Raw genomic sequence first — 16,682 nt, 5'->3', positions numbered from 1 at the left:
CCGCCCGGGGCCGGGGTCGCACACACCCGCCGCACCGGTTCCGGCCTTGAGGGCCGGTGCAGAGGACGCCCGTCGCCGATCAGGCGGCGGGCGTCGAGCGCTGTCAGCCCACACCGCTCCCGCCGTGCTTCCAGTAACCCAGGAAGGACACATGGGACTTGGGCATCTCGCGCTCCTTGACGAGGAAACGGCGCAGCCCGGTGGCGAGCCCGCTCTCCCCCGCGACCCAGGTGTGGAGCGGGCCCTGAGGCAACGGGGTGGACATCACCGTGTGCAGCGCCAGCCGCCCCGGCACCCCGCCGCGGCCGTCGCGGTGCAGCCAGCGCACCTCGACGCCGGGCGGCGCCGTGACGTCACGGATGTCGTCGGGGTTCCGCCAGCTCGGGGCCCGCGAGGGTGAGCGTCACGAAGCTCTCGCTGGTCCGTACCGTGCGTGCCACCTCCGCGCGCACCATCCTGCGGCGCGCGGGGGCCTTCACCTTGGCCATGAAGCCTCCCATCGAGTAAGGGTAGGCATACCTTAGTTTATGTGACCGTGGGGTGGCCCCTCGCCCCGCGTCCGGACCGGCTCAGCCGCCGAAGCCGATACGGGCCAGACGCACCGGGCCGTTGAGGGTGACGCGCAGCCCGGCCACGCCGCTGAGCGGCGCATCCGCGCGGAGCGTCGTGTAGTCGTACGGGCCTCCGCCCGTCGGCGGGACGTCGACGAACGCGACGGCCCCGGCGTCGGCGAGGGAGATCTCCACCGAGCCCTCGCCCGCCACCTCGACCGAGACGGCGGCCACCCCGTCCCCGAAGTCGCAGTGGCTGAAGAGCAGTTCGCCCGAACCGTGCAGCGGGGTCACCGCGTCGCCGGAGATCTTCGTACGGTCGACGATCGCGGTACCGCTCTGCTCGTCGTAGTCGGCGGCGGACAGGCCGTTCTTCACCACGGGGCGTGGGCGCGGGGACTCGCCGTCGACGGCGACCGGGACCGAGCAGCGGACGTCCGTGCTGGAGGCGGCGGCCTCGAAGACATACGTCCCCGCCGGTACGGTCCACGCCCCGTGCGCCACGTCGTAGTGGCCGAGGTCGGCCGTGGGGACGGTCAGCTCGACCGTACGGGAGGCCCCGGGGTCGAGCCGGATCCGGGCGTGGCCGACGAGCCGCCGGTGCGGGCTGTGCGGACGGGGCGCGGCCTCGCGTACGTAGAGCTGCACGACCTCGTCGGAGGCGCGGGGGCCGGTGTTGGTGACCGTGACCCGGGCGCGGACGGTGGCGCCGAGGGCGCCGGGCGGGTCCACCACCAGGTCGTCGTAGTCGAAGGACGTGTACGACAGGCCGTGGCCGAAGGCGTAGAGCGGCGCGCCGTCGAAGTAGAGATACGTCTGCCGGCCGCCGATGATGTCGTAGTCGAGCAGAGAGGGCAGGTCGGTGTCGGCCGCGTACCAGGTCTGCGGCAGCCGGCCCGCCGGGGAGACGTCGCCGGCCAGGACCCGGGCGAGCGCGGTGCCCGCCGCCTGTCCGCCGTGCGCCGTCCACAGCAGCGCCGGGAGCGTGGCGTGCGCGTCGGTCACGGCGTAGGGGTACGCCGAGGTCAGCGCGAGGACGGTACGCGGATTGGCGGCGTGGGCGGCGCGCCACAGCCGGTCCTGGTGGCCGGGCAGGGCGAGGGTGTCGCGGTCCTCGGTCTCGCGGCCGTTGATGTGCGGGTCGTTGCCCGCCACGACGACGACCACGTCCGCGTCGGCCGCGGCGCGGGCCACCGCCGCCTCCCCGCGCTCGGTGATCACGATCTCGAAACGCTCGCCCCGGTCGGCAACCTTCAGGCCGTCGGCGGCGACGGAGACATATCGGCCGGTTCCCAGGTGGAGGAGGAGGTGTCCGTCCCGATGCTCTTCGATCCTGAAGGTCTCCTGGACGACCCAGCCGCCGGGCTGGTCGGCGGCGGCCCGTACGTACCCGTCCTCGGCGACCGACAGGTAGCGGCCGTCGGGGGCGCGCAGGGTGAGGATCCCGCCGCCCCAGTCGATCAGGGCGAGTTCGGCCGCGTCCGCTTCACGCTCCGTGCGGGTCAGCGGGGGCAGATCGGTGCGGCCCGCGAGCAACGCCGGGTCGAGGGCACCCTGCGCGCCACGCGCCGTGGTGTGCGTGGCCTCCGGTGTGCCGGGGCCCGGCACCGCGACCCATCCGCCGGACTCCGCGGCCCGCAGCCGAACCCGGTCCGCGCCCTCGGCGAAGGTGACCCGGTCCGCGCCGAAGCGCTCACGCATGCCGTCGAGCGGGGTGGAGCGGTGGATCAGGGTGCCGCTGTACCAGTCGAGTTTGCACTCGTCGGCGAGGAGTCCGACCACGGCGATCCGCCGGCCCGCCGCGAGGGGCAGCAGGCCGTCGTTCTTGAGCAGGACGACGGCCTGTTCGGCGGCCTCCTGGGCGAGGGCCCGGTGTTCCGGTGTGTCCCAGCCGTCCTCGGGCGTGATGTCCGCGTACGGGTCGAGGTCCGGGTCGAACTCGCCGAGCGCGAAGCGGACGGTCAACTGGCGCCGTACCGCGGTGTCGATGTCGTTCTCGTCGATCAGCCCCCGCTCCAGGGCGCCCCGGATCCGGGCGGTCATCACGGAGGCGTCGGTGCCGTGGTCGGTGAAGCTGTCGACGCCCGCGCGCAGCGAGGCGGCGGTGGCCTCCTCGTGGGTGGCGTAGTACGCCTCGGAGTCGACGAGGTTGCTGGGCGCGCCCGCGTCGGAGCAGACGAGGAGCTCCTGGTCGGTCCAGGTGCGCAGGTGTTCGCGCAGATGGGGCGAGACGTGGTTGGGGCGTCCGTTGACCAGGTTGTACGCGGGCATGACACCGGCGACGGCGCCCGCCTCGACGGCCGTGCGGAAGGCCCGCAGGTCGTACTCGTGGAGCACGCGCGGCCGGACCGAGGAGGAGGTGGTGTCGCGTGCGGTCTCGTTGTTGTGCGCGAGCCAGTGCTTGAGCACCGGCGCCGTACGCCAGAAGTCCGGGTGGTCGCCGCGCAGGCCCCGGGTGTAGGCGACGGCGACAGCGGAGGTCAGCTTCGGGTCCTCCGCGTACCCCTCCTCGTTCCTGCCCCACCAGGGGTGGCGCAGGAGGTTGACCGTGGGGGCCCAGACGTTGAGGCCGACCCGGTCGTCGCGGGTGCGCATGGCCCGTACCTCGGTGGAGACGGCCTCGCCGATCCGGCGCACGAGGTCCTCGTTCCAGGTGGCGCCGAGCCCGACGGCCTGGGGGAAGACGGTCGCGGGTCCCATCCAGGCCACGCCGTGCAGTGCTTCCTGTCCGGTACGGAAGGCCGCGACGCCCAGGCGTTCCACCGCGGGCGCGTACTGGTGCAGCAGGGCGGTCCTCTCGTCGGGTCCGAGCCTGCCGAGGAGGTCGTCGACGCGTGCGGCGCGGGGCAACTGCGGGTCGCGGAAGGGCGGCTGGTCTGGCGTCACGGGCGTGTCCCCTTGGCGGTGTTCGAGGCTGGCTCTCGGGTTGACGTACTTTCGAAGCGCTTCGATGCTCCGAGTCCCGTCGTCGCATGTCAAGGCGTACCCCGGCACCGGTCCGGTGTCTCCGGGGGGCCACAACACGCTCTGTTCCTGCCCCTGTTGATAAGGCACGACGCGTCGTCAAGGAATCTTGGGATCGGCTCTTGTGCCCCTCGGGGCGTTGATTTAACCTCGCAGCAACATCGAAGCGCTTCGACAGTTTCGACAGTTCCTGGCCGGCCTCCGGGATGGCCCTGTCGTGCACCACCGCTTCGGATCGGCCGGATACACCGCTCACGCCCGTTCCACGTATGACATCGCAGCCGACCGGCGGCCCTCCGCCGGGTGTTCCGGCGCACCACGAAGGGTTGACGCAATGACGCCGAAGTCCTCCTCCGCCCCCAGCCGGAGAAGCTTCCTCGCCTCCACGGCGGTCGCCGCCGCCGCGGTGGCCGGCGGGGCACCGCTGCTCACCGCCTGTGGCGGCGGGCAGAGCGGGAAGAAGGAGGGCACCACCTCCGGGAAGGACGCGCAGAAGATCCTTCCGACCTTCGTGGCGCAGAGTGTCGTCCCGCCGGACATCCCGTCCAAGAACGGCTCCTCGGCGGGGTTCACCCAGGTCATCCCGACCGCCGAGCTGAAGGCCTCCCTCCCGGAGAAGCTCGGCAAGGGAAGCACCATCAAGATCATGTCCCCGTTCTGGGGCACGCCCCCGGCCGGTTCGAACGCCTACTACAAGGCGATGAACGAGGCGATCGGGGTCGAGACGGTCTGGCAGAACCAGGACGGCAACACCTACGACGAGAAGCTCGGCGCGGTGCTCGCCTCCAGCGACATCCCCAACATGGTGATCCTGCCCGGCTGGAATCTGACCGGGAAGATCCCCGGCGCGGTCAACGCCAAGTTCGAGGATCTGGGCCCCTATCTCTCGGGGGACAAGGTCAAGGACTTCCCCCACCTCGCGGCCGTCCCGACCGACGCGTGGCAGCGCTCGATCTTCGGCGGCGCGCTGCGCGGCATCCCGATGCCCGCCTCGTACGTCGTGAACATCGCCCCCTTCTACCGCAAGGACATCTTCGACAAGAAGGGCTACGAACTCCCCACGACGGCAGACGAGTTCCTCGCCTTCGCCAAGGACCTCACCAGCGCCAGGTCGAAGGTGTGGGCCTGCGACGACCTGAAGTGGACCGCCTTCAGCGTGTTCGGTGTGCTGTCCGGCAGCGACAAGGCGCTGTGGTGGGACCTGGTCGACGACAAGCTCGTCAACCGTATCGAGACGCCCGAATACCTCGAAGCGCTGGAGTGGATGCGGAAGCTGTACGCGGCCAATGTCGTCCACCCGGACGCCAAGGCGGTACAGGGCGACGCGGGCAACCGGTTCACCTCGGGCCAGGTGCTGATCTACAACCAGGACCTGTCGCACTGGTACGCGAAGACCGTCGAGCAGACCGGCAAGACGAAGGCCGAGTTCGAGATGGGCGCGATGGACATCTTCGGCCATGACGGCGGGGACCCGCGGCTCTACGCCGTGCAGCCCGCCAGTATCTGGGCCTTCGTGAAGAAGGGCTCGTCGGAGAAGCTGATCAGGGATGTGCTGGCCATCTCCAACTTCACCGCCGCGCCGTACGGCACCAAGGAGCGGATGCTCACCGACTACGGCGTCGAGGGGACCCACTACACGGTGAAGGACGGGCTGCCGGTCAAGAACGACCAGGGCAACATCGACGTGGTCGGTGCCTTCGACTACACCGGTGACCCGGCCCCCTACATCGCCCACCCGGACCGCTCCGACATCGCCACGGCGCAGGTGGAGTGGCAGCAGCGCATGGGGGCCTTCACCAAGAAGACCGCCTTCTACGGGCTGACCGTCACCGAGCCCAACCGCTGGACCAACCTCGCGGACAACTTCGAACAGTTGGAGGACGACATCGTCCGCGGCCGGAAGAAGGTCGGTGACATGCAGCAGGCCGTCTCGGAGTGGAAGAGCCAGGGCGGCGAGAAGCTGCGCGACTGGTACAAGAAGCTGCTCGACGAGTCCGGCTCAGCCGCGAACTGACGCACAGGACGCAAGGAGTTCACCGTGTCGCACAGCGCAGTGCCGGACGCGCCGCCCGCCGGGGACGGCGATCCGGCGGGGACGGCGGAGGCGGCGGACGTACCGCGGTCGCGGGCGAAGGCCCGGCTCCCGGCCCCGGGCAGGAAGCCGGGCCGGGGGATGGAGAAAGGGAAGGGCAAGGGCAAGGGGAAGGGGAAGGGGCCGAGGCTGGGGTTGCGGATCCGGCTGCGACGGGACCGGACGCTCATCCTGATGACCCTGCCGGCGCTGCTGCTGGTCCTGGTCTTCAACTACATACCGATCCTCGGCAATGTCGTCGCCTTCCAGGACTACGACCCGTATCTCAGCGACAACGGCTTCGTCGCCATGGTCCAGAGCCCCTGGGTCGGGTTCGAGCAGTTCCAGCGGATCTTCGCCGACTCCGCGTTCTGGGCGGCGGCGCAGAACACCCTGGTCCTCTTCTTCCTCCAGCTCGTGCTGTACTTCCCCATCCCGATCGTGCTGGCGCTGCTCATCAACAGTGTGATCAGGCCCCGGGTGCGGGCGGTCGCGCAGGCCGTCATGTACCTGCCCCACTTCTTCTCCTGGGTGCTGGTCGTCACCGTCTTCCAGCAGATCTTCGGCGGCGCGGGGATCATCGCGCAGACCCTGCGCCAGCACGGTGTCGAGGGCTTCGACCTGATGACCGACCCGGGCATCTTCAAGTTCCTGGTGACCGCCGAGGGCGTCTGGAAGGACGCCGGGTGGGGCATCATCGTCTTCCTCGCGGCCCTCTCCTCCGTCAACCACGAGCTGTACGAGGCGGCGGCCATGGACGGCGCGGGCCGCTGGCGGCGGATGTGGCATGTCACCCTGCCCGCCCTGCGCCCGGTGATCGCCCTGCTGCTGGTGCTGCGGGTGGGCGACGCGCTGACCGTCGGCTTCGAACAGATCCTGCTCCAGCGGGACGCCGTGGGGCGTGACGCGGCGGAAGTGCTGGACACCTTCGTGTGGTGGTCGGGCATCAGGAACCAGGACTTCAGCTACGCGGCGGCGGCCGGTCTGATCAAGGGCGTCATCGGGCTCGGGCTGGTCCTCACGGCCAACAAGGTCGCCCATCTCATGGGTGAGCAGGGGGTGTACAAGAAGTGAGTCTCACCGACACCGGTACGGACCCCGCCGCACGCGCCGCCGGGGGCTCCGGACGCTCCGGTACGGGCGGCGGGGCGCCGCGCCCGCCGGGCCGCTGGGCCGCACCGCCGCGCCCCGTCTGGGAGGAGGAGCCGACCAGGGCGGGCCTCGCAGGCAAGGGCATCGCACTGACCGCCGCCTGCTTCGCGATCCTCTTCCCGCTGTGGATCGTGATCGTCACCAGCCTCTCCTCCCGGGACACCATCAACGAGGCCGGCGGGCTGGTGGTCATCCCCCAGGACATCACCTTCGTCGCCTACCAGGAACTCCTCGGCGGCGGCCAGGTGCAGCGCGCCGCCCTGGTCAGCCTCGGGGTGACCCTGGTGGGCACGCTGTTCAGCATGACGGTGTCCGTGCTGTGCGCGTACGGACTCGTCCGTACGAACTCGCTCGGGCACCGCTGGATCCTGATGACCCTGCTCGCCACCATGTTCTTCGGGGCCGGTCTGATCCCCACGTATCTGCTGGTGCAGGCGCTCGGGCTGACCGACACCTATCTGGCGCTGATCCTGCCGAGCGCGGTGAGCGTGTTCAACATCCTGGTGCTGCGCTCGTTCTTCATGAACATCTCTCCGGAGCTGATGGACAGCGCGCGCATCGACGGCGCGGGCGACCTGCGGATCCTCTGGCAGATCGTCATGCCGCTCTCGCGGGCGGTCATCGCGGTCATCGCGCTGTTCTACGCGGTCGGTTACTGGAGCGCCTGGTTCAACGCGTCGATCTACCTGACCGATCAGGACATGATGCCGCTGCAGAACGTGATGATCCAGCTCGTCCAGAAGCAGGAGCCGCCGACGGGACTCGGCCAGCAGATCAAGACCGGGCAGCTCTCGCCGCTCTCCGTGCAGATGGCGGTCATGGTGCTGGCGCTGCTCCCCGTCGCGGTCGCCTCGCCGTTCGTCCAGAAGCACTTCAGGAAGGGCATGCTCACCGGCGCCGTCAAGGGCTGACCGCGACCCGGCCGCGTTCCGCCTCCTGTCCCTACCCCTGCCCCTGCCCGCGCACCACCCGGCACACCACCCCGCTCGTCCGCTCCCCCACCGACGGAAGGTGACGTCATGTCCGAGCCGCACCAGGGACACAAGCGACGTACCGTGCTCGCCACCGCCTCCGGCGCCGCCGTGGCGCTCGCGCTGAGCGGCGCGTCCGCCGCGACGGCCGCGCCCCGGCCGGGCGCCGCGCGGGGTGAGGCCGCCGCGGTGGCCGCCGCGCAGGCGTACCGCTGGCGCACCGCGGCCATCGGCGGCACCGGGTTCGTCACCGGCGTGCTCTTCCATCCGGCGGTCAAGGGCCTCGCGTACGCCCGCACCGACATCGGCGGCGCCTACCGCTGGGACGACGCCACCGCGACCTGGACCCCGCTCACCGACCATCTCGGCTGGGACGACTACAACCTGCTCGGCGTCGAGGCCGTCGCCGTCGACCCGGCCCAGCCCGACCGGGTCTATCTCGCGCTCGGCGCCTACGCGCAGTCCTGGGCGGGCAACGGCGCCGTGCTGCGCTCCACGGACCGGGGGGCGACATGGAGCCGCAGCGATCTCACTGTGAAGCTCGGCGGCAACGAGGACGGACGCGGCACCGGTGAGCGGCTGCTCGTCTCGCCGCTGAACAGCGACACCCTCTACCTCGGGACCCGGCACGACGGGCTCCTCAGATCGACCGACCGGGGCGCCACCTGGTCCGCCGCCGCCTTCCCGCCCGCCCCGAACGCCTCGGGCCAGGGGATCACCCTGCTGGTGGCCGCCGGGCGGGTGGTGTACGCGGGGTGGGGCGACGGCGGCAGCGCCCTCTACCGTACGAGCGACGGGGTGACCTGGGAGGCCGTACCCGGTCAGCCGTCCGACGCGGCGGCGCGGGTGCCGGTCCGGGCGGCGTACGACGCGAACACCCGGGCGCTGTACGTCACGTACGCCAACACACCGGGACCCAACAACCAGACCGACGGCTCGGTCCGCCGGCTCGACACCGCCACCGGTGTCTGGACGGATGTGACCCCCGTCAAGCCCACCGGAGGTGACGCCTTCGGCTACGGCGGTGTGACCGTCGACGCCCGGGTCGCCGGTACGGTCGTGGTGTCCACCAACAACCGCTGGGGGCCCGTCGACACCCTGTTCCGCTCCACCGACGGCGGGCGGACCTGGACCTCGCTCAAGGACACCGCGGTCCTGGACGTACGGGATACCCCGTACCTCAACTGGGGTGGATCCGCGCCCAAGTTCGGCTGGTGGATCCAGGCCGTCGCGCTCGACCCGTACGACTCCAGACATCTGGTGTTCGGGACGGGCGCCACCCTGTACGGGACCCGCGACCTGGTGCGCTGGGCACCACAGATCCGCGGTCTGGAGGAGTCCGCGGTGCGGCAGCTCATCTCGCCGCCCACCGGGACCGCCCCGCTGCTGAGCGGCCTCGGGGACATCGGGGTGATGTACCACGACTCGCTGACCGCCTCCCCGTCCCGGGGCATGGCAGCGAACCCGGTCTTCGGCTCGGCCACCGGGCTGGCGCTGGCCGCCCTGAAGCCCGCGTACGTGGTGCGGGCGGGCTGGGGCGACGCGGGCAACGGGGCCTACTCGAACGACGGCGGGCGGAGCTGGGCGCCGTTCGCGGCGCAGCCCGCGATCGCGTCGACCGCGCCGGGGCCGATCGCGGTGAGCGCCGACGGTGCCACGCTGCTGTGGTCGTTCGTCCACTGGGACGGTACGAAGCACCCCGGTTTCCGCTCCACGAACAACGGCGCGGCCTGGAGCGAGGTGACCACGTTCCCCAAGGGCGCGGTGCCGGTCGCCGACCCGGTCGATCCCCGGCGGTTCTACGTGTACGACACCGACGGCGGCGCGGTGTACCGGTCCACGGACGGTGGCGCGACCTTCGTGAAGGGCGCGTCGGGGCTGCCGTCGGGGGACGTCCAGTTCCGGATCGCGGCGGCGCCGGGCAGGACCGGCGACCTCTGGCTCTCCGCCAAGTGGAACGGCCTGTACCGGTCCACCGACGGCGGTACCACCTTCACCAAGCTCACGAGCTGCTGGGGCTCGTACGCCCTCGGCTTCGGCAAGGCGGCCCCGGGGGCCTCGTACCCCGCCGTCTTCCAGACCGGCGCCACGGAGAGCTTCGTCGGTGTGTACCGCTCCGACGACACCGGCGCCACCTGGATCCGGATCAACGACGACGCACACCAGTGGGGGTGGACCGGAGAGACCATCACCGGCGACCCCCGTGTCCACGGCCGGGTCTATCTCGGCACCAACGGCCGTGGCATCCAGTACGGAGACCCCGCCTGATGCCTTCCCTGAACGACTCCACGCGCGGCCGGGTCCTGTTCGGCGGCGACTACAACCCCGAACAGTGGCCCGAGGAGACCTGGTTCGAGGACGCGCGCCTGATGAAGGAAGCCGGGGTCAACTCCGTGACGCTGGGCGTCTTCTCCTGGGCGAAGCTCGAACCGCGCCCGGGGGCACGGAACTTCGGCTGGCTGGACCGGCTGATGGATCTCATGGACGGCAACGGCATCGGGGTGATCCTGGCCACCCCGACCGCCTCGCCGCCGCCGTGGATGGGCTCCCGTCACCCGGAGACCCTGCCGCGCGACGAGGACGGCAGAACCGTGTGGTGGGGCTCGCGGCAGCAGTTCTGCGCCAGCTCCTCCGTCTACCGCGAGTACGCCGCCGCCCTCACCGAGGACCTGGCACAGCGGTACGGCGGCCATCCGGCGCTGCGCATGTGGCACATCAACAACGAGTACTGCACACACTGCTGGTGCGACGGGACGGCCCGGCACTTCCGTACCTGGCTCCGGGGCCGGTACGGCGCTCTGGACGCGCTCAACGAAGCCTGGGGGACGGCGTTCTGGAGCCAGGGGTACGACTCCTGGGAGGAGATCATCCCGCCCCGGCGCGCCCAGTACATGAAGAACCCCGGGCAGGCCCTGGACTTCCGGCGCTTCACCTCCGACGCGCTGCTGGAGTGCTACGTCGCCGAGCGTGACATCGTCGGGCGCCACACCCCGCACATCCCCGTCACGAGCAACTTCATGCCGTTCTGGATCGGTCAGGACGCCTGGAAGTGGGCGGAGCACGAGGATGTCGTCTCGGTCGACATCTATCCGGACCCCAAGGACCCCCACGGCGGTCAACTGGGCGCGATGATCGGCGACATGACGCGCTCCCAGGCGAAGGGCCCGTGGGCGGTGATGGAACAGGCGGCGGGCCCCGTCAACTGGCGGGGCGTCAACCACCCCAAGCCGTACGGGCTGAACCGGCTCTGGTCGCTCCAGTCCGTGGCCCGCGGGGCCGACGCGATTCTCTACTTCCAGTGGCGCCAGTCACGGCAGGGCGCCGAGAAGTTCCACTCGGGGATGCTCAGCCACGCGGGCGAGCAGGGCCGCACCTTCCGGGAGATCAAGCGGATCGGCGCGGACCTCGCCCTGCTGGGACCGCAGGTGTCGGGCACCCGGGTGACGGCGGAGATCGCCGTCCTGCACGACTGGGACTCCTGGTGGGCGGACCAGCAGGACGGCCGGCTCTCCGCCCACCTCGACCACGCGGCGATCGTACGGGCCTGGCACCGCGCCCTGTGGGAGTCGAACCTGCCCACCGACTTCGCCCGGCCCGACCACGATCTGAGCGCGTACCGGCTGGTGGTCCTCCCGCATCTGTATCTGCTCGACGACACCGCGATCGAGAACCTGGTCGGCTATGTCGCGGGCGGTGGCACCCTGGTGTGCGGCTTCCTCACCGGGATCGCCGACGAGGACGACCGGGTGCGCGACGGCGGCATGGACGCCCGGCTGCGCGCGCTGTTCGGCATCGCCACACTCCACGAGTGGTGGCCGCTCGACGCGGACGAGAGCGTGGAGTGCGACGAGTTCCGCGCGGGCCTCTGGTCGGAGGAGCTGGAGCTGTCCACGGGCGAGGCCGTCGCCTCGTACCGCGGCGGGGAACTGGCCGGGCTGCCGGCCGTCGTCCGCCGGGGCAGGGCCTGGTACGTCTCGACGCTCCCCGAGCCCGCGGCCCTGCGCGCGCTGCTGGCGCGGGTCGCCGAGGGCGCCGGGGTCTCCCCCACGCTGGAGGGGCTGCCCGAAGGGGTGGAGGCGGTGCGCCGCGGCGAGCTGCTCTTCCTGCTCAACCACGGCGAGAAGGCCGTCACGGTCCCGGTCGCCGGCCGCCGTCACGAGGTGCTCGGCGACCGGCCCGTGGACGGGGCGGTCGAGCTGGACCGCTTCGGCGTCGCCGTCCTGCGCGCGCTCCCGGCGTAAGCCCCTCCTTCCGTACGGCATCACCCCGCACCACACCGCCCCAGCCCACGACCTTCGCCGGCACCCCCACAGCCCTCCGTGCTCCACGGGCCCCACCGGCCGGCGAGGCCGCGGCTCCGCTCCGGGGCCGCGGTACTCCCCCACCCATGGAAGGGACACCATGGCACCGCGTATCTGGAAACGACTGCTGCTCGCCCCGGTGGTCGCGTTCGCCGCGCTCGTCGGCTTCGCCGCCGCACCCGCGCAGGCGGCGATCTGGTCCTCGTCGGACCAGTGGGGCAACTACACCACGTCCGACAACTACATCCTCTACAACAACATCTGGGGTTCGGGTGCGGGCGCCCAGACCATCTGGGCCAACTCCTCGTCCAACTGGGGCGTGTGGGGCAACCACCCCAACACCGGCGGCATCAAGTCGTATCCCAACGCCAAGAAGGTGATCGGGAAACCGCTGAACTCGCTGTCCTCGCTGCGCAGCAGCTACAACGTCACCGTGCCGTCGTCGGGTGCCTACAACACCTCGTACGACATCTGGGACAGCAACTACGACTACGAGATCATGCTCTGGATGAACTACCGCGGCGCGGTGGGCCCGCTCGGCACCTCGCAGGGCACGCTCACGCTCGGCGGCCACTCCTGGACCGTCTACAAGGGGTCCAACGGCTCCAACGAGGTGTTCTCGTTCCTGCGCACCTCGAACTCCACCTCCGGGACGGTCGACGTCCTGCCGATCCTCAAGTGGATCAAGGACACCAAGGGGTGGTGGGGCAATGTGACCGTCGGTGACGTCCAGTTCGGGTACGAGATCACCTCGTCCTCCGGTGGCCTGGACTTCACCACGAACAGCTTCTCGGTCAGCGGGAGCTGACGACACGTCAGGGTCGGAGCGGGTTCCCGGGTGCCGCCCGGGGACCCGCGCTCTCCCGTACGGTCAGCTCCGGCTTGATCAGCACGACCTCGTCCGTGCCGCGCCCCGCGAGCTTCGCCACGACCTGCTCGACCGCGCGGCGCCCCATCTCCTGCGCCGGGACGGCGACGGAGGTCAGCGGGACCGAGGCGTGGACGGCGACCTGGTCGGGGCAGATGGCGACCACCGAGACGTCCTCGGGCACCGCGCGGCGCTGCTGGCGCAGCAGGGCGAGCAGCGGGTCGGTGGCGGCCTCGTTCTGGACGATGAAGGCGGTGGTGCCGGGCCGTTCGTCGAAGATCCGGCCGACGGTGGCGGAGACCGCCGCGTAACTGCCCTCGCAGGGGCGGTGCAGCACCCGCAGGCCCAGCTCCCCGCTGCGCTCCCGCAGTCCGCTCAGGGTACGTTCGGCGAAGCCGGTGAGCCGTTCGTAGAAGCCCGGGGCCTCGCCGATGACCGCTATCTCCCGGTGCCCGAGCCCGGCGAGGTGCTCCGCGCAGAGGGCGCCCGCGGCGGCGAAGTCCAGGTCGACGCAGCTCAGTCCCGCGGTGTCGGCGGGCAGTCCGATCAGGACGGCGGGGCGGTGCGCCTCACGCAGCGGCGGCAGCCGGTCGTCGTGCAGCTCGACGTCCATCAGGATCATCGCGTCGGCGAGGGCGCTGCCCTCGACGCGGCGCACCGCGGTCGGGCCCTCCTCGCCGGTGAGCAGGAGCACGTCGTACCCGAAGGTGCGGGCCGTGGTGGCGACGGCGAGGGCGATCTCCATCATCACCGGCACATACATGTCGGTGCGCAGCGGCATCATCAGGGCGATGATGTTGGACCGGCTGCTGGCCAGGGCGCGGGCCCCCGCGTTGGGGTGGTAGCCGAGCTGTTCGATGCTGCGCTCGACACGCTCCCGCGTGGTGGCGGAGATGGACCGCTTGCCGCTGAGGACGTAGCTCACCGTGCTGGCGGAGACTCCGGCATGCTGAGCTACATCGGCGAGGGTGACCATTCAGCTCTCCAAGGCGGGCTGTTGTGAGGGTGAAGCGCTTCGACAACACCGCCTTCGAGAGTAATTGGCAGGCCCATGAACTGTCCATAGTCCGATCGAAGCGCTTCGACTCACTGCCCCGCCCCGGGGCGTCACACATGGAGAAGCGGGCCCGGCCGGAAAGGGCCGGGCCCGCTCGGGGCCACGTGTGCGCGGGGGATGACAGTGCGTCGGGGGATCGTCCGTCCGGAGGCTCCGTGGGGTGTACGGTGCCGCGCCCGCCGGTCAGGACGTGGGCCGGCCCGTCGCGGGGGCGGGGGACGCGGCGGGCGCGGCCGGGCGCCTGCGGAAGCGGCGCCGGCGGCGCGGCTCCTGGTCGGGCAGCCAGCCGAAGGCCATGGAGCTGCCGATGACACCGAGGAGCAGACCGACGAAGAACCCGCCGAGGTTCGAGGTGACCCAGGAGCCCAGCGAGGTCAGCACCCCGATGACGGAGTAGAAGAGCCGCTGGGCGGGGTTGAGGATCAGCAGCAGCCCGCACACCGCCATGATCAGCGGGAGGACGTACGCGGCGACGCCGCCCGCGCCCGCCTGGAGGACGACGGAGATGGACGCCTGTTCCGTCAGCAGGATCTCGCCCCCGCCGAGCAGCAGCAGGAGTCCGCCCCAGAACGGGCGGCGTCTGCGCCAGGTGGCGAAGGATCGCCGACGGCGGCGCCCCCCGGCCGGGACGGTGGTCCCGGCCGGGGGGTCCGCTTCGGGCGGGACCACGCTCAGCAGCCCTTCGAACTGAAGTTGAGATGCAGGTTGGGCAGCGTGAACCGGGCTGCCGTGGTGGCGTAGTTGGTCTGCCGCAGGTTGGTGATGACGACGCTGTCGGCCTGCTGGCCGAAGACGCCGAGCGGCCCCTTGACGCCCGCCTTGGTGAAGGTGCTGGCGTCCCCGCCGATCTCGATGTTGTCGAAGTCGGCCTTCTTCCCGCTGAGTTCGGTGGAGTCGGTGGTCAGGTCGGTCGCGGACACCGGGGTGCCCTTGTCGCCCGCGGTGATGTGCAGATACGTACCGCCGAGCTCGACGCTCTGGCACAACTTGGTGAGCTTGGCCTTCTTGATGGCGGAGACCACGACCAGCACCTGACCGCCGGTGTCGCCGGCGTTGGGGCTGCCCTCCGCCATGCTGTCCAGCGCGCCGAACTGCTCGAAGCCCTGGGCGTCCAGACGGTCGGCGGTGACCACGAAGGGCATGCCGGAGATGGCGAACTGCGCGGCGATGGCGCCCTGTGCGGTGAGGACGACGAGCGCGGCGGCCACCGCGAACGCCGGCACACCCATGACGGCGGCCCGGCGCAGCCGTACCCTTCCCCGCCGCTCGGCTCTCTCGGGCGTTTCACCGCCGGTGATCTCGGACGTGGCCATGAGCTGCTCCTGAAGGTGTGGTGACCGGAACGAGCTTGCGCGGCGGGGTCCTGGCGCGGACGGCTCCCGGCGCCGACAGGGCTTCCCGGGGTGGCGACGGCGCGGCCATGGGAGTCGAGGTGAAGTTACTCCCAGGTATCGTCGGGGTCAACAGCCTTGTGAAAATTGGGTGTTGTTCGTGTGTGCAGCGAGGCGCGGTGCGCTCACGCGTCCCCGCGGGTGCCCTGGCCGGACGCCGACCGGCGCACCCGAGAACCCCGCTGACGTCCGAGTACCGTGGGTAACTTTACTCGGCGACTTCCCTCCCGGGGCCTTGACTCGGTCCACCGGACAGGTCTACAACGCTCTTGGGTTTCCTTCCGTGCCGCGCTCCTTCCCGGCACGGGAACGGGTCCATGGCGCTGGGCCCGTTCCGTTCTTCTCCGCCCCTCCCTCACCGCCCCTCCCTCACCGCCCCTCCCTCTGCCGTTCCGGAGCACCGTTCTCCCGCTCCGTCACCGCTGTGCGGGCCCGTCACCCGGCCCGCACGGCCGGATCCGTCCCGTGTGTGCGCCCCGTGGCCGAGCCGCGGCGGGGCGCACGGCGCGCTGCGCCTCCGCCGCCCCCACCCGGGCACGTCTCCGCTTCACTCCGCTCAACTCGCCCCTCGCGAAAGGGACTTCGCATGCGCGCACGACGCACTCTTCTCTCCGTCGCCGGCCTCACCACCGTGGCCGCGCTCGTCGCCATGGGCCCGGCCTCCGCCGCCGGGACCTCCGCGGAGGCGGGCAATGTGCTCACCTACGGCAGCGCGGCCGGTTCCGCCGTCGCCGTCGGCGATGTGCTCACGTCCTCGCTCAGGTCCGGAACGACCGTGGCGATCCGTACCACCTCCGGCGGCACGACCGGCATCACCTGCACCAGCTCGCAGTTCACCGTGGCGGTCACCGGCAACCCGGCCGCCCCCGGCACCGCCACCGAGTCGCTCACCGGGCACACTTTCGGTGGGTGCACCAGCAACATCCTCGGCACGACCGGGGTGCAGAGCATCACCGTCGAACATCTGCCGTTCACCACATCCGTCACCTCCGCCGGGGGGCTCACGGTGGCCGCGGGAAGCGCCGGCGTGGTGCAGACGACCGTCAAGCTCAGCACCATCCTCGGCACGACGACCTGCGTCTACACCTCGACGGGGCTGAACGGCACGACGTCCAACACCGACAATTCCATCACGTTCGCGAACCAGTTGTTCAGCCGGTCGTCCGGGCCCATCACCTGCCCGGCCTCCAGCTACTTCTCCGCCAAGTACGGCCCGGTCAAGGACACCAGCCAGTCCGGCAGCCCGAGCGTGTACGTCAACTGAGCCCGGCGCGGGCCCCGTCCGTCCGCCGGCCGCCCAGGGCCGGGGGACGGACGCGGGCCGCCCGGGGCCCCGCGGTCGAGGCCGGCCGTCGC

The 16,682-nt window shown here is 71.0% G+C and carries 13 protein-coding genes; 7 read left to right on the top strand and 6 right to left on the bottom strand.

What is annotated here, in order from left to right:
- Nucleotides 1-103: 103 nt before the first annotated feature.
- The 3 genes from ACIBJC_RS31615 to ACIBJC_RS31605 form a co-directional block, all read right to left on the bottom strand.
- Nucleotides 104-328 carry a siderophore-interacting protein gene (locus tag ACIBJC_RS31615; protein WP_399298376.1) on the bottom strand — a complete coding sequence of 75 codons (225 nt, stop codon included), beginning with the start codon at nucleotides 326-328 and terminating at the stop codon, nucleotides 104-106.
- Nucleotides 329-353: 25 nt separating this feature from the next.
- The gene (locus tag ACIBJC_RS31610) at nucleotides 354-500 is read right to left on the bottom strand and encodes a hypothetical protein (protein WP_399298375.1); all 147 of its coding nucleotides are present in this window, start codon (nucleotides 498-500) and stop codon (nucleotides 354-356) included.
- 69 nt (nucleotides 501-569) lie between these two features.
- Entirely contained in the window at nucleotides 570-3,437 is a 2,868-nt protein-coding gene (locus ACIBJC_RS31605; protein ID WP_399298373.1) for a glycoside hydrolase family 3 C-terminal domain-containing protein, read from the bottom strand.
- A 412-nt stretch (nucleotides 3,438-3,849) separates the two neighbouring features.
- Between ACIBJC_RS31605 and ACIBJC_RS31600 the strand changes: the two genes are divergently transcribed.
- The 6 genes from ACIBJC_RS31600 to ACIBJC_RS31575 all read left to right on the top strand — a co-directional run bounded on the left by ACIBJC_RS31600 (nucleotide 3,850) and on the right by ACIBJC_RS31575 (nucleotide 12,818).
- Entirely contained in the window at nucleotides 3,850-5,529 is a 1,680-nt protein-coding gene (locus ACIBJC_RS31600; RefSeq protein WP_399298371.1) for an extracellular solute-binding protein, read from the top strand.
- Between the two features lie 159 nt (nucleotides 5,530-5,688).
- Nucleotides 5,689-6,660, top strand: coding sequence for an ABC transporter permease (locus ACIBJC_RS31595; RefSeq protein ID WP_399298569.1), 972 nt, complete (start codon nucleotides 5,689-5,691; stop codon nucleotides 6,658-6,660).
- Nucleotides 6,657-7,649 carry a carbohydrate ABC transporter permease gene (locus tag ACIBJC_RS31590; RefSeq protein ID WP_399298370.1) on the top strand — a complete coding sequence of 331 codons (993 nt, stop codon included), beginning with the start codon at nucleotides 6,657-6,659 and terminating at the stop codon, nucleotides 7,647-7,649. The genes ACIBJC_RS31595 and ACIBJC_RS31590 overlap by 4 nt, the downstream gene beginning before the upstream one ends.
- A gap of 108 nt (nucleotides 7,650-7,757) precedes the next feature.
- A complete protein-coding gene (locus ACIBJC_RS31585) occupies nucleotides 7,758-9,977 on the top strand; it encodes a 1,4-beta-glucanase (RefSeq protein WP_399298369.1) in 2,220 nt (739 codons plus the stop codon).
- Nucleotides 9,977-11,950, top strand: a complete 1,974-nt coding sequence (locus tag ACIBJC_RS31580; RefSeq protein WP_399298367.1) for a beta-galactosidase — start codon at nucleotides 9,977-9,979, stop codon at nucleotides 11,948-11,950. The genes ACIBJC_RS31585 and ACIBJC_RS31580 overlap by 1 nt, the downstream gene beginning before the upstream one ends.
- Nucleotides 11,951-12,110: 160 nt before the next feature.
- Nucleotides 12,111-12,818 carry a hypothetical protein gene (locus tag ACIBJC_RS31575; protein WP_399298365.1) on the top strand — a complete coding sequence of 236 codons (708 nt, stop codon included), beginning with the start codon at nucleotides 12,111-12,113 and terminating at the stop codon, nucleotides 12,816-12,818.
- A gap of 7 nt (nucleotides 12,819-12,825) precedes the next feature.
- Here ACIBJC_RS31575 and ACIBJC_RS31570 read toward each other — a convergent pair whose 3' ends face one another.
- The 3 genes from ACIBJC_RS31570 to ACIBJC_RS31560 all read right to left on the bottom strand — a co-directional run bounded on the left by ACIBJC_RS31570 (nucleotide 12,826) and on the right by ACIBJC_RS31560 (nucleotide 15,248).
- Nucleotides 12,826-13,854 (bottom strand): LacI family DNA-binding transcriptional regulator, encoded by a 1,029-nt coding sequence (locus ACIBJC_RS31570; RefSeq protein ID WP_399298363.1) that lies wholly within the window; start codon nucleotides 13,852-13,854, stop codon nucleotides 12,826-12,828.
- 264 nt (nucleotides 13,855-14,118) lie between these two features.
- Complete coding sequence (locus tag ACIBJC_RS31565) at nucleotides 14,119-14,604, bottom strand: DUF6114 domain-containing protein (protein ID WP_399298362.1); 486 nt, start codon at nucleotides 14,602-14,604, stop codon at nucleotides 14,119-14,121.
- Between the two features lie 2 nt (nucleotides 14,605-14,606).
- Nucleotides 14,607-15,248, bottom strand: a complete 642-nt coding sequence (locus ACIBJC_RS31560) for a DUF6230 family protein (protein WP_399298360.1) — start codon at nucleotides 15,246-15,248, stop codon at nucleotides 14,607-14,609.
- A 664-nt stretch (nucleotides 15,249-15,912) separates the two neighbouring features.
- Between ACIBJC_RS31560 and ACIBJC_RS31555 the strand changes: the two genes are divergently transcribed.
- A complete protein-coding gene (locus tag ACIBJC_RS31555; RefSeq protein ID WP_399298358.1) occupies nucleotides 15,913-16,590 on the top strand; it encodes a Tat pathway signal sequence domain protein in 678 nt (225 codons plus the stop codon).
- Nucleotides 16,591-16,682: the final 92 nt, after the last annotated feature.

Origin of the sequence: Streptomyces sp. NPDC050509 (genome assembly GCF_044457965.1) — a bacterium.
Lineage (GTDB): Bacteria > Actinomycetota > Actinomycetes > Streptomycetales > Streptomycetaceae > Streptomyces.
This window is presented reverse-complemented; position numbering and strand designations above follow the sequence as displayed.

Excerpts from the sequence above, each read along its gene's own strand:
- ACIBJC_RS31585 (WP_399298369.1), top strand. The coding sequence starts at position 7,758 with ATGTCCGAGCCGCACCAGGGACACAAGCGACGTACCGTGCTCGCCACC.
- ACIBJC_RS31575 (WP_399298365.1), top strand. The coding sequence starts at position 12,111 with ATGGCACCGCGTATCTGGAAACGACTGCTGCTCGCCCCGGTGGTCGCG.
- ACIBJC_RS31570 (WP_399298363.1), bottom strand. The coding sequence starts at position 13,854 with ATGGTCACCCTCGCCGATGTAGCTCAGCATGCCGGAGTCTCCGCCAGC.
- ACIBJC_RS31595 (WP_399298569.1), top strand. The coding sequence starts at position 5,689 with ATGGAGAAAGGGAAGGGCAAGGGCAAGGGGAAGGGGAAGGGGCCGAGG.
- ACIBJC_RS31580 (WP_399298367.1), top strand. The coding sequence starts at position 9,977 with ATGCCTTCCCTGAACGACTCCACGCGCGGCCGGGTCCTGTTCGGCGGC.
- ACIBJC_RS31560 (WP_399298360.1), bottom strand. The coding sequence starts at position 15,248 with ATGGCCACGTCCGAGATCACCGGCGGTGAAACGCCCGAGAGAGCCGAG.
- ACIBJC_RS31610 (WP_399298375.1), bottom strand. The coding sequence starts at position 500 with ATGGGAGGCTTCATGGCCAAGGTGAAGGCCCCCGCGCGCCGCAGGATG.
- ACIBJC_RS31600 (WP_399298371.1), top strand. The coding sequence starts at position 3,850 with ATGACGCCGAAGTCCTCCTCCGCCCCCAGCCGGAGAAGCTTCCTCGCC.
- ACIBJC_RS31555 (WP_399298358.1), top strand. The coding sequence starts at position 15,913 with ATGCGCGCACGACGCACTCTTCTCTCCGTCGCCGGCCTCACCACCGTG.